This window comes from Bradyrhizobium sp. WYCCWR 13022, assembly GCF_030435535.1.
GTDB lineage: Bacteria > Pseudomonadota > Alphaproteobacteria > Rhizobiales > Xanthobacteraceae > Bradyrhizobium.
The window spans coordinates 255981-279254 of record NZ_JAUIZJ010000003.1 but is presented as its reverse complement, the minus strand read 5'-3'; the positions used below and the strand labels follow the sequence as shown (position 1 = coordinate 279254).

Below are 23274 nucleotides of genomic sequence, written 5' to 3'. Positions count from 1 at the left end.
CTAGACCTTAATCGATTTTAACGATATCGCTGCCCTCAATGAGGGAAGCGTCATCCATCTTGCGCCGTGCGGGCTCGCGCGTGCTGGCGGTCGTTTTGCTGGCGGCAGCGACTGCGCTTGGCGGCTGCGCCGGAGGCGGCGGCAATGCCGCCAATTCCTACGCGATGGCGCCGAGCGCCGGCTCCGGGGCAACGGTCGCGTTCGAATCCATCGACGGGCCGCCGCCGCACGTGTTCGACCGCATGGTCGGCGTGCTCGACAGCGAATCCAAGCTGCGCAGCCTTTCGATCGTCTCCCGCGAGGGGACGGCTGCCTATCGCGTGCGCAGCTATCTCTCCGCCCAGGTCGTGCGCGGCAAGACCGTGATCGCCTGGGTCTGGGACGTCTACGACGCCAACCAGCAGCGGGCGCTACGCCTCTCGGGCGAGGAACCGACCGCGGCCAAGGGCGGCCGAGATCCCTGGCAGGCTGCCGACGACCTCGTGCTGCGGAAGATCGCCCAGGCCGGATTCAGCGGACTTTCCAATATGATCAACGGAACGCCTGATGCGCCGGGCTCGGTTCCGGGTCTGCGCGGACCCGCAGTGGCAAGCGCGGCACCGGAGGCCCCAGTGGCTGAGATGCCGGCTACCGCGCTCGGCTATGCCCAGCAATAACCACCGCTAAACCACGGGCTCAGTTACCAGCCAAGCCGTTGGCCCGACTCAGGATTTTCGGAGGGAAAACGTAGCATCCCGGGTTGCCATTGCGGCCTCTCGCCTGATATTTCCTCGCCCGTCATAACCGTGCTGCCAGTGGGTATTCTCAGATGTTGAACGTCGTATCCAGCAAAGCGCGGGAGGAAGCGTCCATGTCGGCCAAGAACGGCTCCATCAAGCTCGTCGCCGGCAACTCCAATCCGGCTCTCGCCCAGGCCATCGCGCAGGGCCTCGACATGCCGCTGACCAAGGCGGTGGTGCGGCGCTTCGCCGACATGGAGATCTTCGTCGAGGTCCAGGAAAACATCCGCGGCTCGGATGCCTTCATCATCCAGTCGACCTCGTTTCCAGCGAACGACAATCTGATGGAGCTGCTGATCATCACCGACGCGCTGCGCCGCTCCTCGGCGCGCCGCATCACCGCCGTGATCCCCTATTTCGGCTACGCCCGGCAGGACCGCCGTTCCGGCTCGCGCACGCCGATCTCGGCCAAGCTCGTCGCCAACCTGATCACCCATGCCGGCGTCGACCGCGTCATGACGCTCGACCTGCATGCCGGCCAGATCCAAGGCTTCTTCGATATCCCGACCGACAACCTCTTCGCTGCGCCGTTGATGGTGCGCGACATCCGCGAACGTTTCGACCTCGGCAAGGTGATGGTGGTCTCGCCCGACGTCGGCGGCGTGGCCCGTGCCCGCGGCCTTGCCAAGCGCATCAACACCCCCCTCGCGATCGTCGACAAGCGCCGCGAGCGTCCGGGTGAATCCGAAGTCATGAACGTGATCGGCGACGTCTCCGGCTACAGCTGCATCCTGGTCGACGACATCGTCGATTCCGGCGGCACGCTGGTGAACGCAGCCGATGCGCTGATCGCCAAGGGCGCCAAGGATGTCTACGCCTACATCACCCACGGCGTGCTCTCCGGCGGCGCGGCGGCCCGCATCGCCGGCTCGAAGCTGAAGGAACTCGTCATCACCGACTCGATCCTGCCGACGGAAGCGGTGACCAAGGCGCCGAACATCCGCACGCTGCCGATCGCCAGCCTGATCTCGGACGCAATCGCGCGCACCGCGGCCGAGGAGTCGGTGTCGAGCCTGTTCGACTAGCTTGCACGCTGTCTTTCCGGGGCGGCGCGCACGCGCCAAACCGGGAATCTCGGGATTCCGGGCTCTCGCTTCGCGAGCCCCGGAATGACGTTTTCAAATTGAATCGTGGGGTGTGGGCAAAGGCGAGAGGCGCCGTGCCTACTCTTTCCCTCACGACGCGCCGCAGCACGCCTCCCTGCTCCTCGGGTTGTTGCCGGCTGCAGCCCATGACATCATCATGACACCGAGTCATCTCTGCCTGGATAGCTGATGCCGCGCCGGAAATTCCCTTGGGAAAAGCTGTCGGACGACGAGTTGCTCGAGCAGCGCCTCTCCAGCCTGAGGGTGACGGTCGAAGGTACATGGCTCGAGGACTGCGTCGCCACGCTCCACGAGGAGATGGAAGAGCGCGGCATCCGGCTGCGGCCGCACACGTGGATTTCGAGCGAATGGTTCAGCCCGGGAGACGTGCCCGGCATCGCCATCCCCTTCTATCTCGCCCATCCTCGGCTGATGAAGCTCGAGAAGAAGATGATGTTCGACGTCGAGGGCGGAACCTGGCGCGAGTGCATGGCCATCCTCCGTCACGAGGCGGGCCATGCCGTGCAGCACGGCTATCAGTTGCAGCGCCGTCGCCGCTGGCAACAGCTGTTCGGCCCGTCGTCGAAACACTACCCGCGCTACTACCGACCCAACCCGGCGAGCCGGCGTTACGTCCAGCACCTTCGGCTCTGGTACGCACAGAGCCACCCCGACGAAGACTTCGCCGAGACGTTTGCGGTGTGGCTGCGGCCGCGCTCGAACTGGCGGACGCGATATGAGGGCTGGCCGGCGCTGAAGAAGCTCGAATATGTCGACGAGCTGATGGGCGAGATCGCGGGAAAGCGCCCGCTGATCACGACGCGCGAGCGTGTCGATCCACTGAGCAGGCTGAGCCAGACGCTCGAAGACCACTACAAGAAGAAGCAGGCTTTCTACGCCTTCACGCCACCGAAGACCTACGACCGCGACCTCTCGCGGCTGTTTTCAGCCGATCCACGGCATCATCGCTCACAGCCCGCCTCCAGCCTGATCAGGCGACACCGCGCCCAGATCAGGCAACTGGTCGCGCGGTGGACGGGCGAGAACCAGCTCACGCTCGATGCCGTGCTCGACGACATGATCTCCCGCTGCCGCGAGCTCGATCTGCGCGCGGTGGGTTCCGAACAGAAGCTCGTTCTCGATTTCACCGTCCTCGTGACCGCCAAGACGATGCACGCGCTGTTTGGCCCGTCTCGGCGCAAATGGATCGCGCTATGAGACGACTCCGTATTCTCGTGCTGATGCATCCGGACTTCCTGCCGCCGGACTCGACCGACGGATACACGCCACAGGAAATCAACACCTGGAAAACGGAATACGACGTCGTCAGCACCCTGCGCGCGGCCGGCCATGAGGTCCGCCCGCTCGGCGCGCAGGAGGAGATCAGGCCGATCCGCGAGGCGATCGAGGAGTTCAAGCCGCACGTGGTGTTCACGCTGCTGGAGGAATTCCACTACAACGTCGCCTACGACCAGCACATCGCCAGCTATCTCGAGCTGATGAAGGTCCCCTATACCGGCTGCAACCCGCGCGGCCTGATCCTGGCGCGCGGCAAGGACCTGTCCAAGACGCTGGTGCATCATCGGCGCATCGCGGCACCGGCTTTTGCGGTCTTCCCGATGCGCCGCAAGGTGAAACGGCCGAAACATCTTGCGCTGCCGCTGATCGTCAAGGCGCTCAACATGGATGGCTCCTTCGGCATCTCGCAGGCGTCCATCGTCGACACCGACGAGAAGCTGGCCGAACGCGTTGCGTTCATCCACGAGCGGGTAGAGACCGCCGCCATCGCCGAGCAGTTCATCGAGGGGCGCGAGCTCTATGTCGGCGTGCTCGGCAACAACCGGCTGCACGTCCTGCCGGTGTGGGAATTGAAGTTCGGCAGCATGGGCGGGCGCAGTTCACGCCACATCGCGACCGAAAAAGCCAAGCACGACACCGACTATCAGGAGAAGCTCGGCATCGTCGACGGGCCGGCGAAAGACCTCGCGCCCGAAGTCACCGCACGCATCCAGCGCGCCGCGAAACGCATCTACCGGGCGCTGGGCCTCGACGGCTACGCGCGCATCGATTTCCGCCTCGCCGCCGACGGCACACCGTATTTCATCGAGGCCAACCCCAACCCGGAAATCGCCAAGAGCCAGGAGTTCGCCACCGCGGCGCAACACGACGGGCTGAAGTACAAGGATCTGCTCCATCGCATCCTGACGCTCGGGATCAGCCGGGCCAAGGCGGGCGTGTCGTTGGGCTGAGCGTAAGGTGAAGTCAGCGCGCTTCGGCCTTCGCGCTCACCACGCCTGCAAACGACTTGAAGAACTCCGCGGCAAGCTTCGTCGCGGTCGAGTTGATCAGCCGGGCACCGAGCTGGGCGAGCTTGCCGCCGATCTGCGCGTCGACCTCGTAGTACAGCACCGTCACGTCAGCGCTCTCGGAGTCCAGTCGCACGACCGCGCCGCCCTTGGCGAAGCCCGCGACACCGCCAGAGCCTTCGCCGGAGATACGATAGGAGTTGGGCGGATCGAGATTGGATAGCGTCACCTTGCCGCTGAAGGTCGCCTTCACCGGACCAACCTTGAAGACGACAGTTGCGGTCATCTCGTTCGGCGCGATCACGTCGAGCGACTGGCAGCCGGGGATGCACTGCTTCAGCACAGCGGGATCGTTCAGCGCCGCCCACACCTGCTCGCGTGACGCCGGAATGCGCTGGCTGTCGTTCATCTGCATGGTGGGTGTCTCATTCTCGGTTGGCTGATTGATAGGCGGCGCGTTGGCCGCGCCGGCGTTCCCTGGTGATCTCGGCGAGGATCGACATCGCGATCTCCTCCGGCGTGATGGCGCCGAGATCGAGCCCGGCCGGGGCCTTGAAATCATCGATCGCAGCGGCGTTCGCGCCCTCCGCAAGCAGCTTGACGCGCAGCGAGGCCATCTTGCGGCGGCTACCGACGAACGCGTGATAGCAGGCCTTGGTCGCGAGCGCGGCACGCAAGGCGGCTTCGTCGCCCTTGCCCTGTGTCGAGACCACGACGAAACGTCTGGCGTCGTTGAGCTCGCCGAGCTGGTAGCCATCGATGACCATATCGGCATCCGGCTGCCCGGTGAGTTCGGCGGCGGGCGCCGCGAGCGTGACGTGATAACCGAGCACGCGCGCCTGCACCGCAAGCGACAGGGCCACCGGGCTCGCACCAAGAACGACGAGCGAGGGATGCGGCAGCACCGGCTCGACGAAAATATCCATCGTGCCCTTGCTCGGACACATGTTGCTGGCGAAGCGGATGCCGTCGCGGCTTTCTCCGGCGCTCACCCCGAGCTCAGCGAGCAGGTTTTCCGGCTGCACCGACACCATGCGCGGTTCGCCGTCGGCGAGCGCCTCGCGCGCCGCCTTCAACACCGCGCCTTTGGCGCAGCCGCCGCCGATCCAGCCGGCAACGATGGTGCCGTCAGCCGCGATGATCGCCTTGGCGCCGGCTTTCGCCGCGGTCACCGACACCGTCCGCACCACCGTCGCGAGCACGAAGGCGCGCTCGGCGGCCTTCATCTGCGCCACGAGTTCCAGCACTTCGACATGAGCGGTCATCGCAACATCCCTCAGAGCCTAGCCAGATAGGGTTCGAGCGCGCGCAGGCTTTGCAGCGAATTCGCGGGCGCATAGAGATCGACATGCGGCAGCGCCGCCTTGATGCCCCGTGCCTCCGGCGTATAACCCTGCCACGCCATCATCGGATTGAGCCAGACGATGCGGCGGCAGCGCCGGTGCAGCGCAGCCATCTCGCGGCCGAGCAAGGCGGCATCACCGGTCTCGTAGCCGTCGGACACGATCATGACGCAGCTGCGCGAATGGATGACGCGCGCGGCGTGCCAGCGGTTGAAGGTCTGCAGGCTTTCGCCGATCTTCGTACCGCCACCCGCGCCCTGCGCCATGATCGAGAGTCGGTCGAGCGCGCGGCCGGCGTCCTTCTCCTTCATCGCATCGGAGACATAAGCGAGACGCGTGTGGAACAGGAATGCCTCGGCCTCGCGGAACTGGTCGAGCACGCCGTGGATGAAGCGCAGGAACACTGATGTGTACATGCTCATCGAGCCCGACGCATCGAGCAGCACGACCAGCCGCAGCGGCTTGTCCTTGCGCCTCCGCTTGACGAGGCTGATCGGCACGCCGCCATGGCTGATGTTGCGATGAATGGTGCGCCGGAGATCGAGCCGGTAGCCGCGCCGGCGCGCGAGATCACGGCGCGTCAGCCTCGTGCGCATGGCTTTCGCTAGCTGCGCGGCGGCCTCATGGGCCTGCGCGACCTGGGCCGGATCGCCGAGCTTCCTGAAATCCACGTCGGCAAGATTATCCGCGCGCGAGGCGCCTTCCATGCGGCCTTCGCCGGAGCGTCCTTCCGGCGCGTCGTCGGAGGACGGAAGCTGGTCGGTGACGGAATGGCTGCCGCCCTGCTCCGCCGATCTGTCCTGCAGGCTTTTCAGTGACGGATTGCCGGCGCCCGGCGTCGAGCCCGTCGTGCGGGAACGCGAGCGCACGCGCTTGCCCAGCCAGAACGCGTCGAACAGACCGTCGAACTTGTCCCAGTCGGATTTGCGCGCCGAGAACAGATGCTTGAACGCCGCGCGCAGGAGCCCCGGCTTCGCCACGTACCCCGCCGACATCAGCGTTGCGGCATCCTGCCCCTCCGCAAGCCCGACGCGGAAGCCTGCATCGCGCAAGGTTCGCAGGAACCCCGCGAGCTTCGCGGACACGAGCTTGGAGACCTCGTCGAGATCGTCGTATTCGGGACTGGAGCCGCAGCAGCTCATGCGACCTTCCCCAGCAGGCGCTGCATCACCTCGGGCGTGACGCGGGCGCGGTCTTCATGGGTCTTCAACAGGCAAATCAGCGTCTCATGCACCGTCTCGGGGGCGTCGTGGAGATCGCGGACGTCCAGACCGATCAGCGCCGCCGCCCAGTCCAGTGTCTCGGCGACACCAGGCACCTTTCGCAACTCCTCCTTGCGCACGCCTTCGACCATGCGCGCGATCTGGAGCGACAGAGACGGGCTTGCGCCTGTGACGCGCGCCAGGATGATGCGGGTCTCGCGATCGACGTCGGGATAATCGACATAGTGATAAAGACAGCGCCGGCGCAGCGCGTCGGACAGCTCGCGCGTGCCGTTCGAGGTCAGCACGACATGGGGGATGGTGACGGCGGGAATTGTGCCCAGTTCGGGGATCGACACCTGGAAGTCCGATAGCAGCTCCAGCAGGAACGCCTCGAACTCATCGTCGGCACGGTCGATCTCGTCGATCAGCAGCACTGGTGCCTGCGGCCGTCGGATCGCGGCGAGCAAGGGTCGCTCCAGCAGATATTTTTCGGAGAACACCTGGTCCTCGATACTATCGCTACCTCGGTGGGCCTGGATCGCCAGCAACTGGCGCTGGTAGTTCCACTCGTAGAGCGCGGAGGACTGATCGAGCCCCTCGTAGCATTGCAGCCGGATCAACTCGGCCGCATGCACCTTTGCCAACGCCTTCGCCACCTCGGTCTTGCCGACGCCCGCCTCGCCTTCGAGCAGCAGCGGACGCCGCAAGAGTTGCATCAGCGAAATCGCGGTCGCGAGATCCGCATCGGCGATGTAGCCCGATGCGGCCAAGGCTTGCGCAATCTCGTCTCGGCCCTTCATGCTTCCTCCGTCATTCCGGGGCGATGCAAGGCATCGAACCAGGAACCTCGAGATTCCGGGTTCGGTCCTACGGACCGCCCCGGAATGACGAACCGATCCACTACGCAACCGCCCCCAATTCCTTCGCCGCCTTCCAGTTGCGCCAGAAGTCGTGCGGCATCTGGATATGCGTCGCGCCCAGGAACGAGAACGCATCGTTGACGGCGTTGGAGAAGGCCGGCACGCCGCCGACATTCGGGCTTTCGCCGACGCCCTTGGCGCCGATCGGGTGATGCGGCGACGGAGTGACGGTGAAGTCGGTTTCCCAATGCGGCGTCTCCACCGCGGTCGGCATGAAGAAGTCCATGAACGAGCCGGTGACGACGTTTCCGACCTCGTCGTAACGAATCTCCTGGCCCATCGCGATGGCGAAGGCCTCGGTGAGGCCGCCATGCACCTGCCCCTCGATGATCATCGGGTTGATGCGGGTGCCGCAATCATCGAGCGCGTAGAAGCGTCGGACCTTGTACACGCCGGTATCGACGTCGATGTCCATCACGCAGAGATAGGCGCCGAACGGATAGGTCATGTTGGGCGGATCGTAATAGCTCACCGCCTCCAGCCCCGGCTCCATGCCCGGAGGCACCGAATTGTAGGCCGCCCAGCAGATATCCTTCATCGACATGAACTTCTCCGGCAAGCCCTTCACCCGGAAACCGTCGATGTCGAATTCGAGATCGTCCTCGTGAACCTCGAGCTTGTAGGCCGCGATCATCTGCGCCTTGGCTTTGATCTTGCGCGCGGCCATGGCGATCGCGGCGCCCGCCACCGGCGTCGAGCGCGAACCGTAGGTGCCGAGCCCGTAGGGCGCGGTGTCGGTGTTGCCCTCTTCCACCATGATGTTGTCGGCGGGAATGCCGATCTCGGTCGCGATGATCTGGGCCCAGGTGGTCTCGTGGCCCTGGCCCTGGCTCTTGGTGCCCATGCGTGCGATGCCGGCACCGGTCGGGTGCATGCGGATCTCGCAGGAATCGAACATCGCGATGCCCAGGATGTCGCAATTCTTCGACGGGCCTGCGCCGACGATCTCGGTGAAGAAGGAGACGCCGAGCCCCATGATCTCGCGGGTTTCGCCGCGCGCGAACGCAGCACGCTTCTCCGCTTGTTCTTTCCGGAGCGCGGCGTAGCCGGTCGTCTCCATCATCTTGCGCATGGCGGTGTGGTAGTCGCCGGAATCGTACTCCCACCCCAGCGCCGAATGATACGGGAATTGCTCCGGCTTGATGAAGTTCTTCAAGCGCAGCTCAGCGGGGTCCATGTTGAGCTTCTGCGCCAGAATATCCATGGCGCGCTCGATGCAGTAGGCCGCCTCGGTGACGCGGAACGAGCAACGGTAGGCAACGCCGCCCGGCGCCTTGTTGGTGTAGACGCCGTCGACGGAAAGGTGCGCGGTCGGGAAGTCGTACGACCCCGTGACGATATTGAAGAAGCCGGCCGGCCATTTCGACGGGTCGGCGCAGGCGTCGAACGCACCGTGATCGGCGAGCACGTGCACGCGCAGCCCCGTGACCTTTCCGTCCCTCGTCGCAGCGATCTCGGTGGTCATGTGGTAGTCGCGGGCGAACGACGTCGCGGTCAGGTTCTCGATGCGATCCTCGACCCATTTCACCGGTTTTCCGGTGACGATGGAGGCGACCGCCGCGCAGATATAGCCGGGATAGGCACCGACCTTGTTGCCGAAGCCGCCGCCGATGTCGGGCGCGATGACGTGGATCTTCTGCTCCGGCAGCTTTGCGATCAGCGACACCACGGTGCGGATCACGTGCGGGGCCTGGAAGGTGCCGTAGATCGTCAGCTCGCCCTTGATCTTGTCGAAGGAACAGACGCACTGGCAGGTCTCCAGCGGCGACGGATGGGTGCGGTGATAGGAGATCATCTCCTTGATCGTCACCTCCGCCTTCTTGAAGGCCGCATCGGTGAGGTCCTTGTCGCCGACGGTCCACTCGAAAATGTGGTTGTCGTGCTTGCGCGGACCATGCGCACCCGACATCTTGCCGACGAGATCCTCGCGCAGCACCGGCGCATCCTTGTCCATCGACTTGAAGGGATCGACCAGTGGAGCGAGGGGCTCGTACTCGACGATCACCTTGTTGATGCCGTCATCGGCCGCGTAGCGATCGGTGGCGACAACGAAGGCCACCTCCTGGTTCTGAAACAGCACCTTGCCGTCGGCCAGGACCATCTGCACGTCGCCGGCAAGCGTCGGCATCCAGGCGAGGTTGACGGTCTTCAGCGTCTCGGCGGTGATGACCGCGAGCACGCCGGGCACCTTCAGTGCCTCGCTGTCGTCGATCTTCTTGACGCGCGCATGCGGATGCGGCGAGCGGACGAAGTCGCCGTGCAGCATGCCCGGCAGCTTGACGTCGTCGACGTAATTGCCCTTGCCTTGCGTGAAGCGGATGTCCTCGACGCGCTTGCGCTTGCAGCCCATGCCTTCGAGTGCGGCTTCGCGTTGTTCCCGCGTGGGAGTCATGTCGTTCATTCTGCGGCCTCCCGGAATTCCACGCCGTTGATCTTCGCGGCGGCGTATTGAATGGCTTTGACGATGTTCTGGTAGCCGGTGCACCGGCAGATGTTGCCGGAGATACCCATCCGGATTTCCTGCTCGCTCGGCGAAGGGTTTTCCTTCAACAGCCGATGCGCGCGCATGATCATGCCAGGCGTGCAGAAGCCACATTGCAGGCCGTGCATCATGCGGAAGCCCTCCTGCAGCGCGGACAGCGTGCCGTCGGCATTGGCCATGCCCTCGACCGTCGTGATGTCGCTGCCTTGCGCCTGCACCGCGAACATCGTGCAGGACTTCACGGACATGCCGTCGATATCGACGGTGCAGGCGCCGCAATGCGTGGTTTCGCAGCCGATATGGGTGCCGGTCATCTGCAGATTTTCGCGGATGAAATGCACCAGCAGCGTGCGCGGCTCGACGAGGCCTTCAACCTCGGCGCCGTTCACCTTCATGGTGACGTGTGTTTTGGCCATCGGTCCCTCCCCTTACTTCGCCTTGGCAGCGGCGCGCTGGAGCGCCCGCGTCACCATGATGCCGCCAACGTGTTTTCGATATTCGACGGGGCCGCGCGCATCCGCGGCCGGCGCCATGATCGCTTCGGCTGCCGCGGCGGCCTTCTTGAGTGTCGCCGCATCGAGACTGGTCCCGATCACCGCTTTCGCTGCATCATCGGCGAGCAGCGGTGTCTCGTGGACATTGGTGAGACCGATCGAGCAGGTCGCGACCTTGCCGCCGGACATCGTCAGGACGACAGCGGCAGCGGCGGTTGCGTAGTCGCCGACCTTGCGCTTGAGCTTTTCGTAGGCGTAGCCGTGGCCGGCCGCCGGCACGGGGACCGACACCGAGGTCAGGATCTCGCCGGGCTCGAGCGCGGTGAAATAGGCGCCCTGATAGAAGTCGGCCGCCGCGACGTCGCGAGCCCCGCCGGGACCTTCGAGCCGATAGGTGGCCCCCAGCGTCATCATCAGCGCCGGCATGTCGTTGCCGGGATCGCCGTTGGCGACATTGCCGCCGATCGTGCCGCGGTAGCGCACCTGGGGGTCGGCGATCAGCAGCGCCGCCTCGTGCAGGATCGGCATGGACTTGGCGATTTCGTCGGAGGCCAGCAGCTCATACTGGGTGGTCATCGCGCCGATGACGAGATTGTTGCCGCTTCGGCTGATGCCCTTCAGAGCGGCGATGCCGTGCAAATCGACCAGATGGGCTGGAGTGGCGAGCCGAAGCTTCATCATCGGCACCAGACTGTGCCCGCCGGCCAGTGGCCGCGCATCCTCACCAAGGTCGGATAGCAGTTTGACGGCATCGGCGACACTCGCCGGCCGGTGATAGCTGAATGAGCCCGGGATCATCATCTCCTCCTCGTCGTCCTTTGCGCGTGACGGCGCGGACGTTGGAAGGGACGGTCACTCCCGACGGAGCGGCCCGCAATCATTCGGGCACAAAGGCGAGCTTTTTGCACGAATTGCCGGTTGGAACGCACGAATTGCGTCAGCTTAGGCGACTTATGGAGCAGAGCTCTTCGCCTCTCCCCGCCTGCAGGGCGAGGGAGCCAGAGAGCCTGCTTCGTGGCTCTACGCCTGCCGCCGGTTTGCCAATCCCAACCGCGCCTTCACTTCGGCGATCTTGGCCCGGCTCACCGGGACCCGGTGCGGCGACGGGCCGTCCAGCTCGAGCACGGCGCCGTCGCCCTCTTTCCGGACCAGCGCGACATGAGGAATGGCGACGATATGGCTGCGGTGGACCCTGAGGAACAACGAGGGATCGAGCTGCGCCTCGGCTTCCGAGATCGACCAGGGGCACATCCGCTCGCGGGTACCATCATGGACGCGGGTGTAGTGCGCGTCGGCCCGGACGCTGCGGACATTGGCGGTGTCGATGAAGTGCGTGCCGTCGGCGCTCTCAACCGGCAGCCGGGGAACCGGCGCCCTCGGCGGCTGCCCGAGGCCGCCAAGGGGCGTCACCGGGCGCGGAGGTGCGGCAACCGGTTCGACCGCGAGCGGCGCAACCGGCGGAGCAACGGAATCGGCGGCCGTGGCGGGTGAAGCCTGCCGGCGTTGATCGGGAACGAGCGACAACAGAAAGCCGGCCGCGATGACGAAGCACAGCACCGCAACGACGATCGACAGGATTTGTTGCGACGCGGCGAGACCGCCGCCGTGGTGATGCGCCGCGCCGGTGAGCGGCTCGAAATGCATGCCCAGCATCGCCGTATAATGCATGCCGGACACCGCGACGCCGAACACGATCGAGCTGACGATCAGGCGCACACCCTCCTGCTGCGCCAGAAAGGCGCGCAGTCCGCCATAGGCGGTGACGATGGCGACCAGGATCGACAGCAGCACCATCGAGGGGTCATGCACGATGCCGAAGGAGCCGGCCAACCCATGGATGCCGACATAATGCATGCTGGCGATGCCGACGCCGAGCAAGACGGCCGACGACGCCACGCGCCTCAACGTGGGCTCACCGATCGAGACAAAGAAAAGGGAAATTCCGACCACCAGCGCGCAGATCAGGAACGATATGATGGTGGGAAGAACGAGATAGACCGTATCCGGCGGCAGCGGCGCGGCCAGCATGCCGACGAAATGCATGGTCCAGATGCCGACGGCCAGAAACGCAGCCGCCCCCGCGAGCAGAACGCGGTTACTGACGCCGGGCGTGTTGCGGATGCGAGCAGCAAGCGCAAAGCCGGTATAGCCACCCAGACTCGCGACCGCCACGGAGAGCGCGACGAGATAGGGATCGTGTCCTTCGAACATGATCTTGTCGGCCGTCCGTCTCCACGGCACGGCCTCCTCCCGCCGCCGACTTTATAGGGACGGCGGCGGGATTGACAATCAGCGGCGTGTGAAGAGCGCGCTACACGATTCCCGCCGCGACCTGGCCGCGCAGCCGCTCGAGGCCGTGCAACGTCTCTGCACAGGCTGCTGCGACCTCGATGCCCTTGATCGTAAAGTGCCTGCGGAAGAAATCGTAGTGCACTTCGGTCTCGTGGAATTGCTGCGGCGTCAGCACGGCGGAGAACACCGGCACCTCGGTGCGGAGCTGCACGTCCATCAACGCCTTGATCACGGTGTCGGCGACGAATTCGTGGCGATAGATGCCACCGTCAACGACAAGGCCCGCTGCGACGATCGCGGTATAGCGCCGCGTCTTGGCGAGGACCTGCGCGTGCAGCGGGATCTCGAACGAGCCCGGTACCTCGAACACGTCGACATGGGTGAGGTGGCGCGCCTCGGCCTCCTTGATGAAGGCGATGCGAGCTTCCTCGACCACATCGCGGTGCCAGCAGGCCTGCACGAAGGCCACCCGCTGCGGCTTGGCAAAGCGTGGATGCTCTTTCACCGGGTCGTGGGGAACCGGCGGCTGAGTCTGTGACGTCTTGGTTTGGGGATCTTGCAACATCTGATTCATGGCTTTCCTTCAAAGGACCAGAATCAGGGCACACGGAACGACAAACAGCCGCATCTTGCGATGCGTCTGCCACCGACCGTTCTCTTTCATCCGGACTTTAACCGTCGGCCTCGGAGTTGCACCGAATCTGCTGACCCTTCCCCCCCAGCAAAGACCATGGGGGAAGGCGCTCGCGGGCTTAGGCCTTTCGGCCCTTACCGCCGGTGGGGACTTTCACCCCGCCCTGAGAACATCGGCCGCTCGGGATTGAGCGACCTGCCTGGAAATATGCCGCCGGTCCGGGGCAGCAAGCAAGCCTGTTCCGTAGCCAAAAACCGCATGGTCCCATGCCGCTGGGGCGGTGCGGCCCTCGCGCGGCGGAATTGGCGATTGGCGGCTTCCCGGAATCCGATTCCGGTTTGTTCTCATCCAATTCGGTTCTGACTCCCCGCGTTAACTATTGTGGCCGAGAGATGAGCTGTGGACGAACGAGTCCTGGCTTGTGGACGGACTCGGGACCCAGTTGCGCAGATTCCGCAAATCACATCAGTTGATCCGCGACAGGCCGCGCCGATCCCCGGGAGATCGCGAAAGCGACTCCCGGGATCGACGATGTTTAGGGAGCGCGCGCCGGACCCAACCGCGTGCGTATCAAAGACAACAAGAAGGCAAGAGGTCGAGACGGCATGTCCCTGCTCGAAGGCAATATCGATTCCCGAAGTCACCCGCTCGCGGTGGTCGAGGATATCGCCGCCAGCAACAACTGGCCGTTCGAACGCTCCGGCGAGGACGAGCTGACCATTGTCTCGAAGGGACAGTGGACCGACTACCAGATCTCCTTCACCTGGATGGGAGAAATCGAAGCGCTGCACCTTGCCTGCGCTTTCGACATGAAGATTCCGCTCACGCGCCGGGGCGAGGTGCAGAAGCTCGTCGCCGCGGTCAACGAGCAATTGTGGATTGGCCATTTCGACCTCTGGACCAACACCGGCATGATCATGCACCGTCAGGCGCTGGTGCTGCCGGGTGGCCTCACCGCCTCGACCGCGCAATGCGAAGCGATGCTCGCCGGCGCCATCCACGCCTGCGAGCGTTACTTTCCGGCGTTCCAGTTCGTGGTGTGGGCAGGCAAGACCACCGCACAAGCGATGGATGCGGCGATGTTCGATACGGCTGGCGAGGCGTAAGGCGCCCAACAATACGATGAGGGACGGACGAGTCTTTCCTCATCGTCGTCCTGGCGAAAGCCAGGATCCATACCGCGTGATTTCTCCGTGTTGCGCGACGCTTGTTGCTCTGCCCTCCATCCACTAGAACCCCTTGGGGCAATGGGTCCTGGCTTTCGCCAGGACGACGGATTTGGCGACAGCGATGGCAAACAACACTCTCCAGAACATCACCGGCACCATCCTGCTCGCCGGTGCCGGCAAGATGGGCGGCGCGATGCTGACCGGGTGGCTGGCGGGCGGGCTCGATCCGCGCCGCGTCGCGGTGGTCGATCCTTTTATCTCGCCTGAGATCACCGCGCTGGCCGCCAAGGGCGTCGCGCTCAATCCCGACGCGAAGGCGGCAGGCTTTGTCGAGACGATGGTCGTCGCAGTGAAGCCGCAGATGTTCCGCGAGGCCGGCGCCAAGCTGAAATCGTTCGTGTCGGAAAAAACCTCCGTGGTCTCGATCATGGCGGGAACCACGATCGCCTCCCTGGAGGACGTCTGCGGCGGCGCCGTGGTCCGCGCGATGCCGAACACGCCGGCGGCGATCGGCCGCGGCATCACGGTGGCGGTCGCGGCGACGAATGTCAGCGCAGCGCAGCGCGCGGTGGCCGACGCGCTGCTGCGGGCCACCGGCTCGGTCGAATGGGTCGAGGATGAAGGCCTGATGGATGCGGTGACGGCCGTGTCCGGCTCGGGGCCGGCCTATGTGTTCCTGCTCGCCGAAGAGCTCGCACGCGCCGGCGTGGAAGCCGGATTGCCCGAGGCGCTGGCGACAAAGCTCGCGCGCGAGACGGTCGCTGGCTCCGGCGAATTGCTGCATCAGTCGGAGCTTCCGTCCGCCGCGCTGCGCCAGAATGTCACCTCGCCCGGCGGCACGACGGCTGCGGCGCTCGGTGTGCTGATGGGCGAACCGGGCTTGCGCGAGCTGATGATCCGCGCGATCGCGGCCGCGACGAAGCGATCGAAGGAATTGGCGAAGTAGCGGCTACGCCCCAAGCCGCTTGTTGAACATCTCGACATTGACAAGCCCGCGCGCGTGGCGGCCTTCGCCGAGCTTGCGCGTGCCCTCGAAGGCCTCGACCTCGAAGCGGATGATGCGGCGCTCGACCGCGATCACTTTTGCGGTGGTCCGCACCGTCGCGCCGACGAGAGCGGCTGCGAGATGGCGGATGTCGACCTCGGTCCCGACGGTAACCCAGCCCGGCTGAAGCGCGGCGCGGATCGCATCGCCCGACGTCATCTCCATTTCCAGGATCATCATCGGGGTCGCATAGACCATCGGCATGCCCGGCACGAAATGCCCGACCGTGCGCTCGACCGGGACGACCAGCGTGCGCTCGGCGCTCATGCCGATCTTGATGAAATCGCGTGCGTCCATGGTGCCTCAAACTCCGCTGTCGTCCCGGACAAGCGAGCGCTGATCCGGGACGACGGTTGTGTTTGCTGCAACAGCGGTTTCTTACTTCTTCGCAGCCGCCGCGCGCTCCACGAACGTCTTGCCGCCCTTCATCTTGTGGCGGAGCGGGGCTTCGTTGATCTGGATGACGACAGCATCGGCGTCGACGCCGAGATTCTTCACCAGCGCCTGCGTGATGTCGCGCATCATGCCGGCCTTCTGCTCGTCGGTGCGGCCTTCGGCCATGCTGACGGTGATCTCAGGCATTGTCTTCTCCCTGCTGCCCTGCTGCTGTCGTCATGGCCGGGCTTGTCCCGGCCATCCACGTTGTCTTCCATCAAACAGGACTGACATGCCCGGGACAAGCCCGGGCATGTCGGCCTTAGCGAATGGCTAGCCCCAGCTCACGTCATGGCGCGCGAGAACCTCGCGCACTTTTGAAACGAGATCGGCCTCGCTGCACGAGAACTGTGCCGGACGCGTCTCGCGCCATTCCTGGTTGGAGGCGATTGCGGCGGCCGCCTTGGCGCCCTCGATCAGATCCTTGATCTGCAGCTCGCCGCGCGCCTTTTCATCCGAGCCCTGGATGATCACGCAAGGCGAGTTGCGGCGGTCGGCATATTTGAGCTGGTTGCCCATGTTCTTGGGATTGCCGAGATAGAGCTCGGCGCGGATTCCGGCGGTGCGAAGGCTCGCGACCATCTTCTGGTAGTCGGCGACGCGATCGCGGTCGAACACGGTGACGACGACGGGGCCGACTTCAGGCCGCGTGTCCAGCTTGCCGAGCAGCGTCAGCGCAGCCTGCAGCCGCGACACGCCGATCGAGAAGCCGGTCGCGGGCACCGGCTCGCCGCGGAAGCGCGAGACGAGGCCGTCATAACGACCGCCGCCGCCGACCGAGCCGAAGCGCACGGGACGGCCCTTCTCGTCCTTGGTGTCGAGCAGCAGTTCGACCTCGTAGACGGGGCCGGTGTAATATTCGAGGCCGCGCACGACGGAGGGGTCGATACGAATCCTATCTCGATTGTAGCCAGCAGCCTCGACCAACTCCGAGATCAATTTAAGCTCTTCGATGCCTGCTCGAGATGTCTCATTATTTCCGAAGTGGGTCATCATTCCCTCGATGACCCCTTTGTTACTTTCTACGAAGTACGACTTGTCGTCATCCCCCGCCGAAAAGGTCATCACATTGCCTCGCGCGGCGCGCGCTGAGGGCGAAAGATTGGTGACATCTTCCAGTTCAGTAACATTGCCTTCCTGCAGCAACGCAAAAACGAGAATTTTGCTGATTTGGTCATCGTCGAGGCCGGCACCTTTGGTGAAGTCGCCGCTCTCGTCCTTGCGACCTGCACCCAGCAACTCGCGCACTCCTTCCGATCCCAGCCGATCTAACTTATCGATCGCTCGAAGGACTGTGAGCCGATGCCCAGCTTGTTCATCGCCACCGAGCCCGACGCTCTCCATTACGCCGTCGAGCACCTTGCGATTGTTGACCTTCACGACGTACTGGCCGCGTGCAACGCCCAGCGCCTCCATCGTGTCCGCCGCCATCATGCAGATCTCGGCATCCGCCGCCGGCGTTGCCGAGCCGACCGTGTCGGCGTCGAATTGCATAAACTGGCGGAAGCGGCCGGGGCCGGGCTTTTCGTTGCGGAAGACGTAGCCGACACGGTAGCTGCGATAGGGCAGGACCAGACCGTCGGTGCCGTAGCGCTCGCCGACATAGCGCGCGAGCGGCGCGGTCAGGTCGTAACGCAAGCTGATCCACTGCTCGTCGTCGTCCAGGAACGAGAACACACCCTCGTTCGGACGGTCCTGGTCGGGCAGGAACTTGCCGAGCGCGTCGGTGTATTCCATCGCCGGCGTCTCCACCGGCTCGAAGCCGTAGAGCTCGTAGACGGCGCGGATCTTCTCGACCATCTCGCGCGTCGCCCGGATCGCCGAGGGATCTCGATCCTCGAGCCCGCGCGGAAGTCGCGCCTTCAGTTTCTGGGGTTTTTTGGGTTTTTCGGCCATGCGGGCGTTTACCAGCCGACGCGCGGTGCGGCAACCGGCCTGTTCTCCCTCTCCCGCAAGCAAGCGGGAGAGGGAGATGACCTCAAAACACCTTGCGGATCCAGTTGTGCGGATCGTTGGTGCGGCCGTACTGGATGTCGACGAGCTGCTTGCGCAGGCCCATGGCGACGGGACCCGCGGCGCCGCCGCTGATCTCGAAATCGCCGCTGACCGAGCGCACTTTGCCGATCGGCGAGATCACCGCGGCAGTACCGCAGGCGAACGCTTCCTTCAGCCTGCCCGAGGCCGCATCCTTGCGCCACTGGTCGAGCGAATACGGCTCCTCGCGCACCGTCTTGCCGGCATCGCGCGCGAGTGTGATGATGGAGTCGCGGGTGATGCCGGGCAGGATAGTGCCGAGCGGCGGGGTCGAGAGCGAACCGTCGTCGAACACGAAGAACACGTTCATGCCGCCGAGCTCCTCGATGTAGCGGCGCTCGACCGCATCGAGGAAGACGACCTGATCGCAGCCGTGCTGGATCGCCTCGGCCTGCGCACGCAGGCTCGCCGCGTAATTGCCGCCGCACTTCACCGCGCCGGTGCCACCGACAGCTGCGCGCGTGTAATTCTCGGAGACCCAGATCGAGACCGGCGCGGGGCCGCCCTTGAAGTAGGAACCAACAGGCGAAGCGATCACCGCAAAGATGTATTCCGACGACGGCTTCACGCCGAGGAAGGTCTCGCTCGCGATCATGAAGGGGCGCAGGTAAAGGCTGCCCTCGCCGCCCGGCATCCAGGCGCGGTCGATGCGCACGACCTGCTCGACCGCCTCGATGAAGACGTCCTCCGGGATCTGCGCCATCGCCATGCGATCGGCGGAGTCCTTGAAGCGGCGTGCATTGGCGTCGGGGCGAAACAGGTTCACCCCGCCGTCGTCGCGCTTGTAGGCCTTGAGGCCCTCGAAGATTTCCTGGGCGTAGTGCAGGACGGCGCCGGCCGGATCCATCTGGAAGTTGGCGCGCGCCTCGATCTTCGCCTCGTACCAGCCGCCCTTGGCCTGGTTGTAGCGGACCACAGCCATGTGATCGGTGAAGACGCGTCCGAAGCCGGGGTCGACCAGCTTGGCGACCCGGTCCTTCTCGGGCGTCGGATTGGATGCGGGCTGGATGTCGAATTTCATGCTCATGTCCTTGCCTCCCGCTGCCGATGGCGGCGCTGTTCTGGCGCCCGCCTGCCCGTTTCGGGCCCGGCTGGCTTGATTAGATTGCTGGCTGAACCACCGCCAGCCTTGTTACGGCCGGTTTCCGTGACCAGCATGTCGCCGAGGACATGCTTTTGCGGAAGGCGGAAGTCCAGTATGTTTTGCCGAAATGCCGCTCGACAATCGCACGGTAGATCTGACCCGGCCGTTGCCGCCTGTCCGGCTCTCTCCGGCCGCTCTTAGAAATACCACCCGACGCGAAACGATCTAAAATTTCGTGCGGGCTGATCGTTTTGTAACATTGAACCCAAGATACGTCAATATGCCTGACATAAATTTCGCGACTCCCCCTCAAGACGCTGCCGAGCCACGCCCGGCGGCAGGCGATGGAGGCAATTTGCGCTGGGATATCATCGAGCTGCTGTTCTTCGCCTATCGCGATTTCGTCGGTGACCCCGACCAGGAGCTGGAGGCTTTCGGCTTCGGCCGTGCCCATCACCGGGTCATGCACTTCGTCTACCGCTACCCCGGGCTGAAGGTCGCCGACCTGCTGGACGTCCTGCGCATCACAAAACAGTCGCTCGGCCGGGTGCTCAAGCAACTCCTGGACGAGGGCTATATCGTGCAGAAGACCGGCGACAACGACCGTCGCCAGCGCCTGCTTTATGCGACGCCGAAGGGCGAGGCGCTGGTGCAGAAGCTCGCCGGCCTCCAGACCACGCGCATCACCAAGGCGCTCGCCGCGATGGCGCCTGACGATGCCGAGACCGTCAAGCGCTTCCTGCGCGCGATGATCGACCGCGACGATCCGGACAAGGTGCTGGAGACGATCTTCGCCACCAATCCAGACTCGAAGGAGTGACCGTGCCGCTCGCTGCCACGCTCGCCCGCCCGCCGGCCCAACCGGCCGACGACGCCCCGCATCTTCTGCTGGTCGACGACGACCGCCGCATCCGCGATCTGCTCTCACGCTTCCTCGCGGCCGAAGGCTATCGCGTCACCACCGCCGCCAGCGCCGGCGATGCCCGCGCGAAACTGCTCGGGCTGCATTTCGACCTGCTGATCCTCGACGTGATGATGCCCGGCGAGACCGGCTTCGATCTCGCCCGCTTCATCCGCACATCCTCCTCGGTGCCGATCGTGATGCTGACGGCGCGGCATGAGGCCGAGGCCCGCATCGAGGGCTTGCAGATCGGCGCGGACGACTACGTCGCAAAACCGTTCGAGCCGCGGGAGCTGGCGCTGCGCATCAACAACATCCTCAAGCGCGCCGCGCCGCCGGTGCAGGCTGCGATAGTCGAGAAGATCGCGTTCGGTCCCTACGTCTATCATCTGGATCGCGGCGAGTTGCGTCAGGGCGAGGAGGTCATCCACCTCACCGATCGCGAGCGGGAGATGCTGCGCATTCTCTCGGAAACGCCGGGCGAGACCGTGCCGCGCAGCGCGCTGACCGGCAACGGCAGCGTCAACGAGCGCGCCGTCGACGTGCAGATCAATCGCCTCAGGCGCAAGATCGAGACCGATCCCGCCAATCCGCTCTTCCTCCAGGCGGTGCGCGGCATCGGCTATCGCCTGGTTGCCTCGCCGTAGACCATAGTGAAGCACGAGCGATGAGCACGATCGATACCGGCCTGACGCTTTTGAAGAGCGCGGCCGGCCGCGTTTCGGCCGCCAATGGCTGGATGGGCAATGCGTTCAAGGGCTGGATGCCGACCGGCCTCTATGCCCGCGCGCTGCTCATCATGATCGTGCCGATGGTGATCCTGCAATCGGTCGTCGCCTTCGTGTTCATGGAGCGGCACTGGAACACGGTGACGCGCCGCCTGTCGGCCGCGGTGGTGCAGGACATCGCGGCGCTGATCGACGTCTACAAGGGCTATCCGCAGGACAAGGACCGCGACCAGATCCGTCGCATCGCCCAGCAGCGCCTCGGCCTCGTCGTCGACTTCCTGCCCGCTGGTGACATGCCTCCGCCGGGACCGAAGCCGTTCTTCTCGCTGCTGGACCAGACGCTGTCGGTGCAGCTCGGCCGCCAGATCGGGCGCTCGTTCTGGATCGATACGGTCGGCCGTTCCAATCTCGTCGAGATCCGCATCCAGCTCGATGATGCCGTGATGCGCGTGTTCGCGCAGCGCAGCGCGGCCTATGCCTCGAACTCGGAAATCTTCCTGTTCTGGATGGTCGGGACGTCCTCGATCCTGCTGATCGTGTCGGTGCTGTTCCTGCGCAACCAGATCAAGCCGATCCTGCGGCTCGCGGACGCCGCCGAAAGTTTCGGCAAGGGCCGCGAGGCACCGAACTTCAGGCCACGTGGCGCGCGCGAGGTGCGGCGCGCAGCGGGCGCCTTCATCGAGATGAAGTCGCGCATCGAACGCGCCATGGAGCAGCGCACCGCGATGCTCGCCGGCGTCAGCCACGATCTGCGCACCATCCTCACCCGCTTCAAGCTCGAGCTGGCGCTGATCGGCGACAATCCCGAGCTCGAAGGCATGCGCAAGGACGTCGACGAGATGTCGATGATGCTGGAGGATTACCTCGCCTTCGCCCGCGGCGATTCCGGCGAGCAGTCGCAGCCGACCGACATGGCGCAGGCGCTCGAGGAATTGCGCAGCGACGCCGAGCGCCACGGCCATACCGCGACCGTGACATTCAGCGGCCTGCCGGTGGTGACGGTAAAGCCGGCCTCGTTCAAGCGGTGCCTGGCCAACCTCGTCACCAATGCGGCGCGCTACGGCCAGGCCATCGCCATTTCAGGCCAGCGCGATCATCGCTACCTGACCGTCACGGTCGACGACGACGGCCCTGGCATTCCCGCGCATTTGCGCGAGGAAGTGTTCAAGCCGTTCCTGCGGCTCGACAATGCCCGCAACCAGGACGAGGGCGGCACCGGCCTGGGCCTCGCGATCGCCCGCGACATCGCCCGCTCGCATGGCGGCGACATCACGCTCGGCGACAGCCCGATGGGCGGATTGAGGGCAAGCGTGAGGATTCCGGTTTAGCTGATGAGGCCAAGCGCAATCCGGGCTGCGATCTCACCACCTCACTTCGGCAGCAGTGCCTTCAGCTTGTCGACGTCGCGCACGTTCATCTTGAAGCCGCCGGGCATCACGATGTCGCCGGGCTTCTGGTCCGGCTTGCAGGCGCCGAGCCATTTCGCCTCCAGCGTCATGGTGGTGTCGCGCCCCGCGGTACCCGCGGCCCCGCCTTGCGCGTGCGAGGAGGTCTTCACCGTATAGGCCGAATTGAAATCGCCCGTGATCTCGGCGTGCGAGGTGGTGTTGATGCCGGCGATGCTGCACTCGGAATCGCTAACGTAGCCGGTCGACGTCTTCTTGATGTCCTGCCTGGAGCAGACCCGCTTGGCCATCGGGGAGATGTTGTTGCTCATCTCCTTGTCGACGCTCTCGTCGGTGCAGTGCTGCATGGTCATCTCCGGCATCGCCGAGCCGGACCTGACCATCTTCATTTCCCAGAGCCCCGCCTTGCGCACCGGCAAATCGTCGGCGAAAGCGCTGCCCGCCGACAACAGAAGACAAACGGCCGAACCGAGCAAAGCAAGCTTGCGCGTCATAGGAGAGACTCCCGGCTGAGACGTCGTGGCGTGATCTTGTTGGCGCTCCGATACGCCTCAGTAGAGCGTGCGGATCGGCCGGTCGGCGGCGCCGTAGGGCACCCAGCGGCAGGAAAACGAGATGTAGCCGCCCTCGTAGGCCTGCACAGCGAGGAATTTCACCACCTTGCCGTAGCGCGCGCAGTGATCGACCGCGACCTGGCGCGCATCGGTCTGCGTCGCCATCGAATAGGCGATGATGCCGCCGGTGTCGTTGCCCTTAAAGGGCGGCACCGGAAGGAGGTCGGCGCGCGCCGATTGGCTCGCCATCATACCCAGGGCAAGAAGGCCAGCGGCCGCAATGATTCGCATTCCCGTCACTCCGATTGGTTGGGACCAGTTTACGGTGCCGACGCGGCGGTGAAAAGAACGGAAGGCCTGTCCACTGCGACGTTTTGA

24 protein-coding genes and 1 riboswitch are annotated in these 23274 nt (G+C 64.8%); of the genes, 9 read left to right on the top strand and 15 right to left on the bottom strand.

The genetic code is table 11. The features are described from left to right. Window positions 1–38: 38 nt before the first annotated feature. The 4 genes from QY049_RS10105 (at window position 39) to QY049_RS10090 (ending at window position 4113) form a co-directional block, all read left to right on the top strand. Entirely contained in the window at window positions 39–656 is a 618-nt protein-coding gene (locus QY049_RS10105; protein ID WP_258763797.1) for a hypothetical protein, read from the top strand. Between the two features lie 194 nt (window positions 657–850). Then, a complete protein-coding gene (locus tag QY049_RS10100) occupies window positions 851–1804 on the top strand; it encodes a ribose-phosphate pyrophosphokinase (RefSeq protein WP_165424827.1) in 954 nt (317 codons plus the stop codon). Window positions 1805–2053: 249 nt separating this feature from the next. Continuing rightward, on the top strand, window positions 2054–3082 hold the full coding sequence (locus QY049_RS10095) for a putative zinc-binding metallopeptidase (RefSeq protein ID WP_194477802.1): 1029 nt from the start codon (window positions 2054–2056) through the stop codon (window positions 3080–3082). Beyond that, entirely contained in the window at window positions 3079–4113 is a 1035-nt protein-coding gene (locus QY049_RS10090; protein WP_301269293.1) for an ATP-grasp domain-containing protein, read from the top strand. The genes QY049_RS10095 and QY049_RS10090 overlap by 4 nt, the downstream gene beginning before the upstream one ends. 13 nt (window positions 4114–4126) lie before the next feature. Here QY049_RS10090 and QY049_RS10085 read toward each other — a convergent pair whose 3' ends face one another. From QY049_RS10085 to QY049_RS10045, 9 genes are all read right to left on the bottom strand, one after another. Continuing rightward, the gene (locus QY049_RS10085; protein ID WP_258763799.1) at window positions 4127–4585 is read right to left on the bottom strand and encodes a carbon monoxide dehydrogenase subunit G; all 459 of its coding nucleotides are present in this window, start codon (window positions 4583–4585) and stop codon (window positions 4127–4129) included. 10 nt (window positions 4586–4595) lie between these two features. Beyond that, on the bottom strand, window positions 4596–5435 hold the full coding sequence (locus QY049_RS10080) for an XdhC family protein (protein WP_194477805.1): 840 nt from the start codon (window positions 5433–5435) through the stop codon (window positions 4596–4598). Between the two features lie 11 nt (window positions 5436–5446). After that, entirely contained in the window at window positions 5447–6655 is a 1209-nt protein-coding gene (locus QY049_RS10075) for a VWA domain-containing protein (RefSeq protein WP_258763800.1), read from the bottom strand. Next, on the bottom strand, window positions 6652–7518 hold the full coding sequence (locus QY049_RS10070) for a MoxR family ATPase (protein WP_258763801.1): 867 nt from the start codon (window positions 7516–7518) through the stop codon (window positions 6652–6654). Before QY049_RS10070 ends, QY049_RS10075 begins: the two co-directional genes overlap by 4 nt. 100 nt (window positions 7519–7618) lie before the next feature. Beyond that, window positions 7619–10039 (bottom strand): aerobic carbon-monoxide dehydrogenase large subunit, encoded by a 2421-nt coding sequence (locus QY049_RS10065; RefSeq protein ID WP_194477808.1) that lies wholly within the window; start codon window positions 10037–10039, stop codon window positions 7619–7621. Next, window positions 10036–10536 carry a (2Fe-2S)-binding protein gene (locus QY049_RS10060; RefSeq protein ID WP_194477809.1) on the bottom strand — a complete coding sequence of 167 codons (501 nt, stop codon included), beginning with the start codon at window positions 10534–10536 and terminating at the stop codon, window positions 10036–10038. The genes QY049_RS10065 and QY049_RS10060 overlap by 4 nt, the downstream gene beginning before the upstream one ends. A 12-nt stretch (window positions 10537–10548) precedes the next feature. Then, window positions 10549–11412 (bottom strand): xanthine dehydrogenase family protein subunit M, encoded by an 864-nt coding sequence (locus QY049_RS10055; protein ID WP_301269292.1) that lies wholly within the window; start codon window positions 11410–11412, stop codon window positions 10549–10551. A gap of 222 nt (window positions 11413–11634) precedes the next feature. Beyond that, window positions 11635–12825, bottom strand: coding sequence for an MHYT domain-containing protein (locus QY049_RS10050; protein WP_194482855.1), 1191 nt, complete (start codon window positions 12823–12825; stop codon window positions 11635–11637). A 100-nt stretch (window positions 12826–12925) separates the two neighbouring features. Further along, a complete protein-coding gene (locus QY049_RS10045; protein ID WP_194477811.1) occupies window positions 12926–13480 on the bottom strand; it encodes a 6,7-dimethyl-8-ribityllumazine synthase in 555 nt (184 codons plus the stop codon). A 74-nt stretch (window positions 13481–13554) separates the two neighbouring features. Then, window positions 13555–13715, bottom strand: a riboswitch (FMN riboswitch). Between the two features lie 430 nt (window positions 13716–14145). On the opposite strand from QY049_RS10045, the gene QY049_RS10040 reads away from it, so the two are divergent. Together QY049_RS10040 and proC are read left to right on the top strand one after the other, a co-directional pair. Next, the gene (locus QY049_RS10040; protein ID WP_301269291.1) at window positions 14146–14646 is read left to right on the top strand and encodes a YbjN domain-containing protein; all 501 of its coding nucleotides are present in this window, start codon (window positions 14146–14148) and stop codon (window positions 14644–14646) included. Window positions 14647–14830: 184 nt separating this feature from the next. Continuing rightward, entirely contained in the window at window positions 14831–15655 is an 825-nt protein-coding gene (gene proC / locus QY049_RS10035; RefSeq protein ID WP_258763803.1) for a pyrroline-5-carboxylate reductase, read from the top strand. Between the two features lie 3 nt (window positions 15656–15658). Here the strand turns inward: proC and QY049_RS10030 are convergent, their stop codons facing one another. The 4 genes from QY049_RS10030 to QY049_RS10015 form a co-directional block, all read right to left on the bottom strand. Beyond that, window positions 15659–16051 (bottom strand): thioesterase family protein, encoded by a 393-nt coding sequence (locus tag QY049_RS10030; protein ID WP_194477814.1) that lies wholly within the window; start codon window positions 16049–16051, stop codon window positions 15659–15661. A gap of 81 nt (window positions 16052–16132) precedes the next feature. Then, the gene (locus tag QY049_RS10025; protein ID WP_008144861.1) at window positions 16133–16336 is read right to left on the bottom strand and encodes a tautomerase family protein; all 204 of its coding nucleotides are present in this window, start codon (window positions 16334–16336) and stop codon (window positions 16133–16135) included. A 126-nt stretch (window positions 16337–16462) separates the two neighbouring features. Continuing rightward, a complete protein-coding gene (gene hisS, locus QY049_RS10020) occupies window positions 16463–18085 on the bottom strand; it encodes a histidine--tRNA ligase (RefSeq protein WP_258763804.1) in 1623 nt (540 codons plus the stop codon). An 82-nt stretch (window positions 18086–18167) separates the two neighbouring features. Then, the gene (locus QY049_RS10015) at window positions 18168–19250 is read right to left on the bottom strand and encodes a branched-chain amino acid aminotransferase (RefSeq protein ID WP_194477816.1); all 1083 of its coding nucleotides are present in this window, start codon (window positions 19248–19250) and stop codon (window positions 18168–18170) included. Window positions 19251–19587: 337 nt separating this feature from the next. Between QY049_RS10015 and QY049_RS10010 the strand changes: the two genes are divergently transcribed. The 3 genes from QY049_RS10010 to QY049_RS10000 are packed head-to-tail and all read left to right on the top strand — an operon-like array spanning window position 19588 to window position 22264. Further along, window positions 19588–20127 (top strand): MarR family winged helix-turn-helix transcriptional regulator, encoded by a 540-nt coding sequence (locus tag QY049_RS10010; RefSeq protein WP_194477817.1) that lies wholly within the window; start codon window positions 19588–19590, stop codon window positions 20125–20127. Beyond that, a complete protein-coding gene (locus QY049_RS10005) occupies window positions 20124–20855 on the top strand; it encodes a response regulator (RefSeq protein WP_194477818.1) in 732 nt (243 codons plus the stop codon). The genes QY049_RS10010 and QY049_RS10005 overlap by 4 nt, the downstream gene beginning before the upstream one ends. A gap of 20 nt (window positions 20856–20875) precedes the next feature. Then, window positions 20876–22264, top strand: coding sequence for an ATP-binding protein (locus tag QY049_RS10000; protein WP_194477819.1), 1389 nt, complete (start codon window positions 20876–20878; stop codon window positions 22262–22264). A 41-nt stretch (window positions 22265–22305) separates the two neighbouring features. On the opposite strand, the gene QY049_RS09995 is transcribed toward QY049_RS10000, so the two are convergent. Beyond that, window positions 22306–22836, bottom strand: coding sequence for a DUF3617 family protein (locus QY049_RS09995; protein ID WP_194477820.1), 531 nt, complete (start codon window positions 22834–22836; stop codon window positions 22306–22308). A 57-nt stretch (window positions 22837–22893) separates the two neighbouring features. Beyond that, window positions 22894–23187 carry a hypothetical protein gene (locus QY049_RS09990; protein WP_194477821.1) on the bottom strand — a complete coding sequence of 98 codons (294 nt, stop codon included), beginning with the start codon at window positions 23185–23187 and terminating at the stop codon, window positions 22894–22896. Between the last annotated feature and the right edge of the window lie 87 nt (window positions 23188–23274).

What these genes read in the sequence shown, in the direction of transcription:
- QY049_RS10010 (WP_194477817.1), top strand. Translation starts at nt 19,588, where the DNA reads ATGCCTGACATAAATTTCGCGACTCCCCCTCAAGACGCTGCCGAGCCA.
- QY049_RS10080 (WP_194477805.1), bottom strand. Translation starts at nt 5,435, where the DNA reads ATGACCGCTCATGTCGAAGTGCTGGAACTCGTGGCGCAGATGAAGGCC.
- QY049_RS10040 (WP_301269291.1), top strand. Translation starts at nt 14,146, where the DNA reads ATGTCCCTGCTCGAAGGCAATATCGATTCCCGAAGTCACCCGCTCGCG.
- QY049_RS10085 (WP_258763799.1), bottom strand. Translation starts at nt 4,585, where the DNA reads ATGCAGATGAACGACAGCCAGCGCATTCCGGCGTCACGCGAGCAGGTG.
- QY049_RS10030 (WP_194477814.1), bottom strand. Translation starts at nt 16,051, where the DNA reads ATGGACGCACGCGATTTCATCAAGATCGGCATGAGCGCCGAGCGCACG.
- QY049_RS10075 (WP_258763800.1), bottom strand. Translation starts at nt 6,655, where the DNA reads ATGAGCTGCTGCGGCTCCAGTCCCGAATACGACGATCTCGACGAGGTC.
- QY049_RS10090 (WP_301269293.1), top strand. Translation starts at nt 3,079, where the DNA reads ATGAGACGACTCCGTATTCTCGTGCTGATGCATCCGGACTTCCTGCCG.
- QY049_RS10070 (WP_258763801.1), bottom strand. Translation starts at nt 7,518, where the DNA reads ATGAAGGGCCGAGACGAGATTGCGCAAGCCTTGGCCGCATCGGGCTAC.
- QY049_RS10060 (WP_194477809.1), bottom strand. Translation starts at nt 10,536, where the DNA reads ATGGCCAAAACACACGTCACCATGAAGGTGAACGGCGCCGAGGTTGAA.
- QY049_RS10025 (WP_008144861.1), bottom strand. Translation starts at nt 16,336, where the DNA reads ATGCCTGAGATCACCGTCAGCATGGCCGAAGGCCGCACCGACGAGCAG.
- QY049_RS10050 (WP_194482855.1), bottom strand. Translation starts at nt 12,825, where the DNA reads ATGTTCGAAGGACACGATCCCTATCTCGTCGCGCTCTCCGTGGCGGTC.
- QY049_RS10045 (WP_194477811.1), bottom strand. Translation starts at nt 13,480, where the DNA reads ATGAATCAGATGTTGCAAGATCCCCAAACCAAGACGTCACAGACTCAG.
- QY049_RS09990 (WP_194477821.1), bottom strand. Translation starts at nt 23,187, where the DNA reads ATGCGAATCATTGCGGCCGCTGGCCTTCTTGCCCTGGGTATGATGGCG.
- QY049_RS10105 (WP_258763797.1), top strand. Translation starts at nt 39, where the DNA reads ATGAGGGAAGCGTCATCCATCTTGCGCCGTGCGGGCTCGCGCGTGCTG.
- QY049_RS10015 (WP_194477816.1), bottom strand. Translation starts at nt 19,250, where the DNA reads ATGAGCATGAAATTCGACATCCAGCCCGCATCCAATCCGACGCCCGAG.
- QY049_RS10065 (WP_194477808.1), bottom strand. Translation starts at nt 10,039, where the DNA reads ATGAACGACATGACTCCCACGCGGGAACAACGCGAAGCCGCACTCGAA.
- QY049_RS10100 (WP_165424827.1), top strand. Translation starts at nt 851, where the DNA reads ATGTCGGCCAAGAACGGCTCCATCAAGCTCGTCGCCGGCAACTCCAAT.
- QY049_RS09995 (WP_194477820.1), bottom strand. Translation starts at nt 22,836, where the DNA reads ATGACGCGCAAGCTTGCTTTGCTCGGTTCGGCCGTTTGTCTTCTGTTG.
- QY049_RS10000 (WP_194477819.1), top strand. Translation starts at nt 20,876, where the DNA reads ATGAGCACGATCGATACCGGCCTGACGCTTTTGAAGAGCGCGGCCGGC.
- hisS (WP_258763804.1), bottom strand. Translation starts at nt 18,085, where the DNA reads ATGGCCGAAAAACCCAAAAAACCCCAGAAACTGAAGGCGCGACTTCCG.
- QY049_RS10055 (WP_301269292.1), bottom strand. Translation starts at nt 11,412, where the DNA reads ATGATCCCGGGCTCATTCAGCTATCACCGGCCGGCGAGTGTCGCCGAT.
- QY049_RS10095 (WP_194477802.1), top strand. Translation starts at nt 2,054, where the DNA reads ATGCCGCGCCGGAAATTCCCTTGGGAAAAGCTGTCGGACGACGAGTTG.
- proC (WP_258763803.1), top strand. Translation starts at nt 14,831, where the DNA reads ATGGCAAACAACACTCTCCAGAACATCACCGGCACCATCCTGCTCGCC.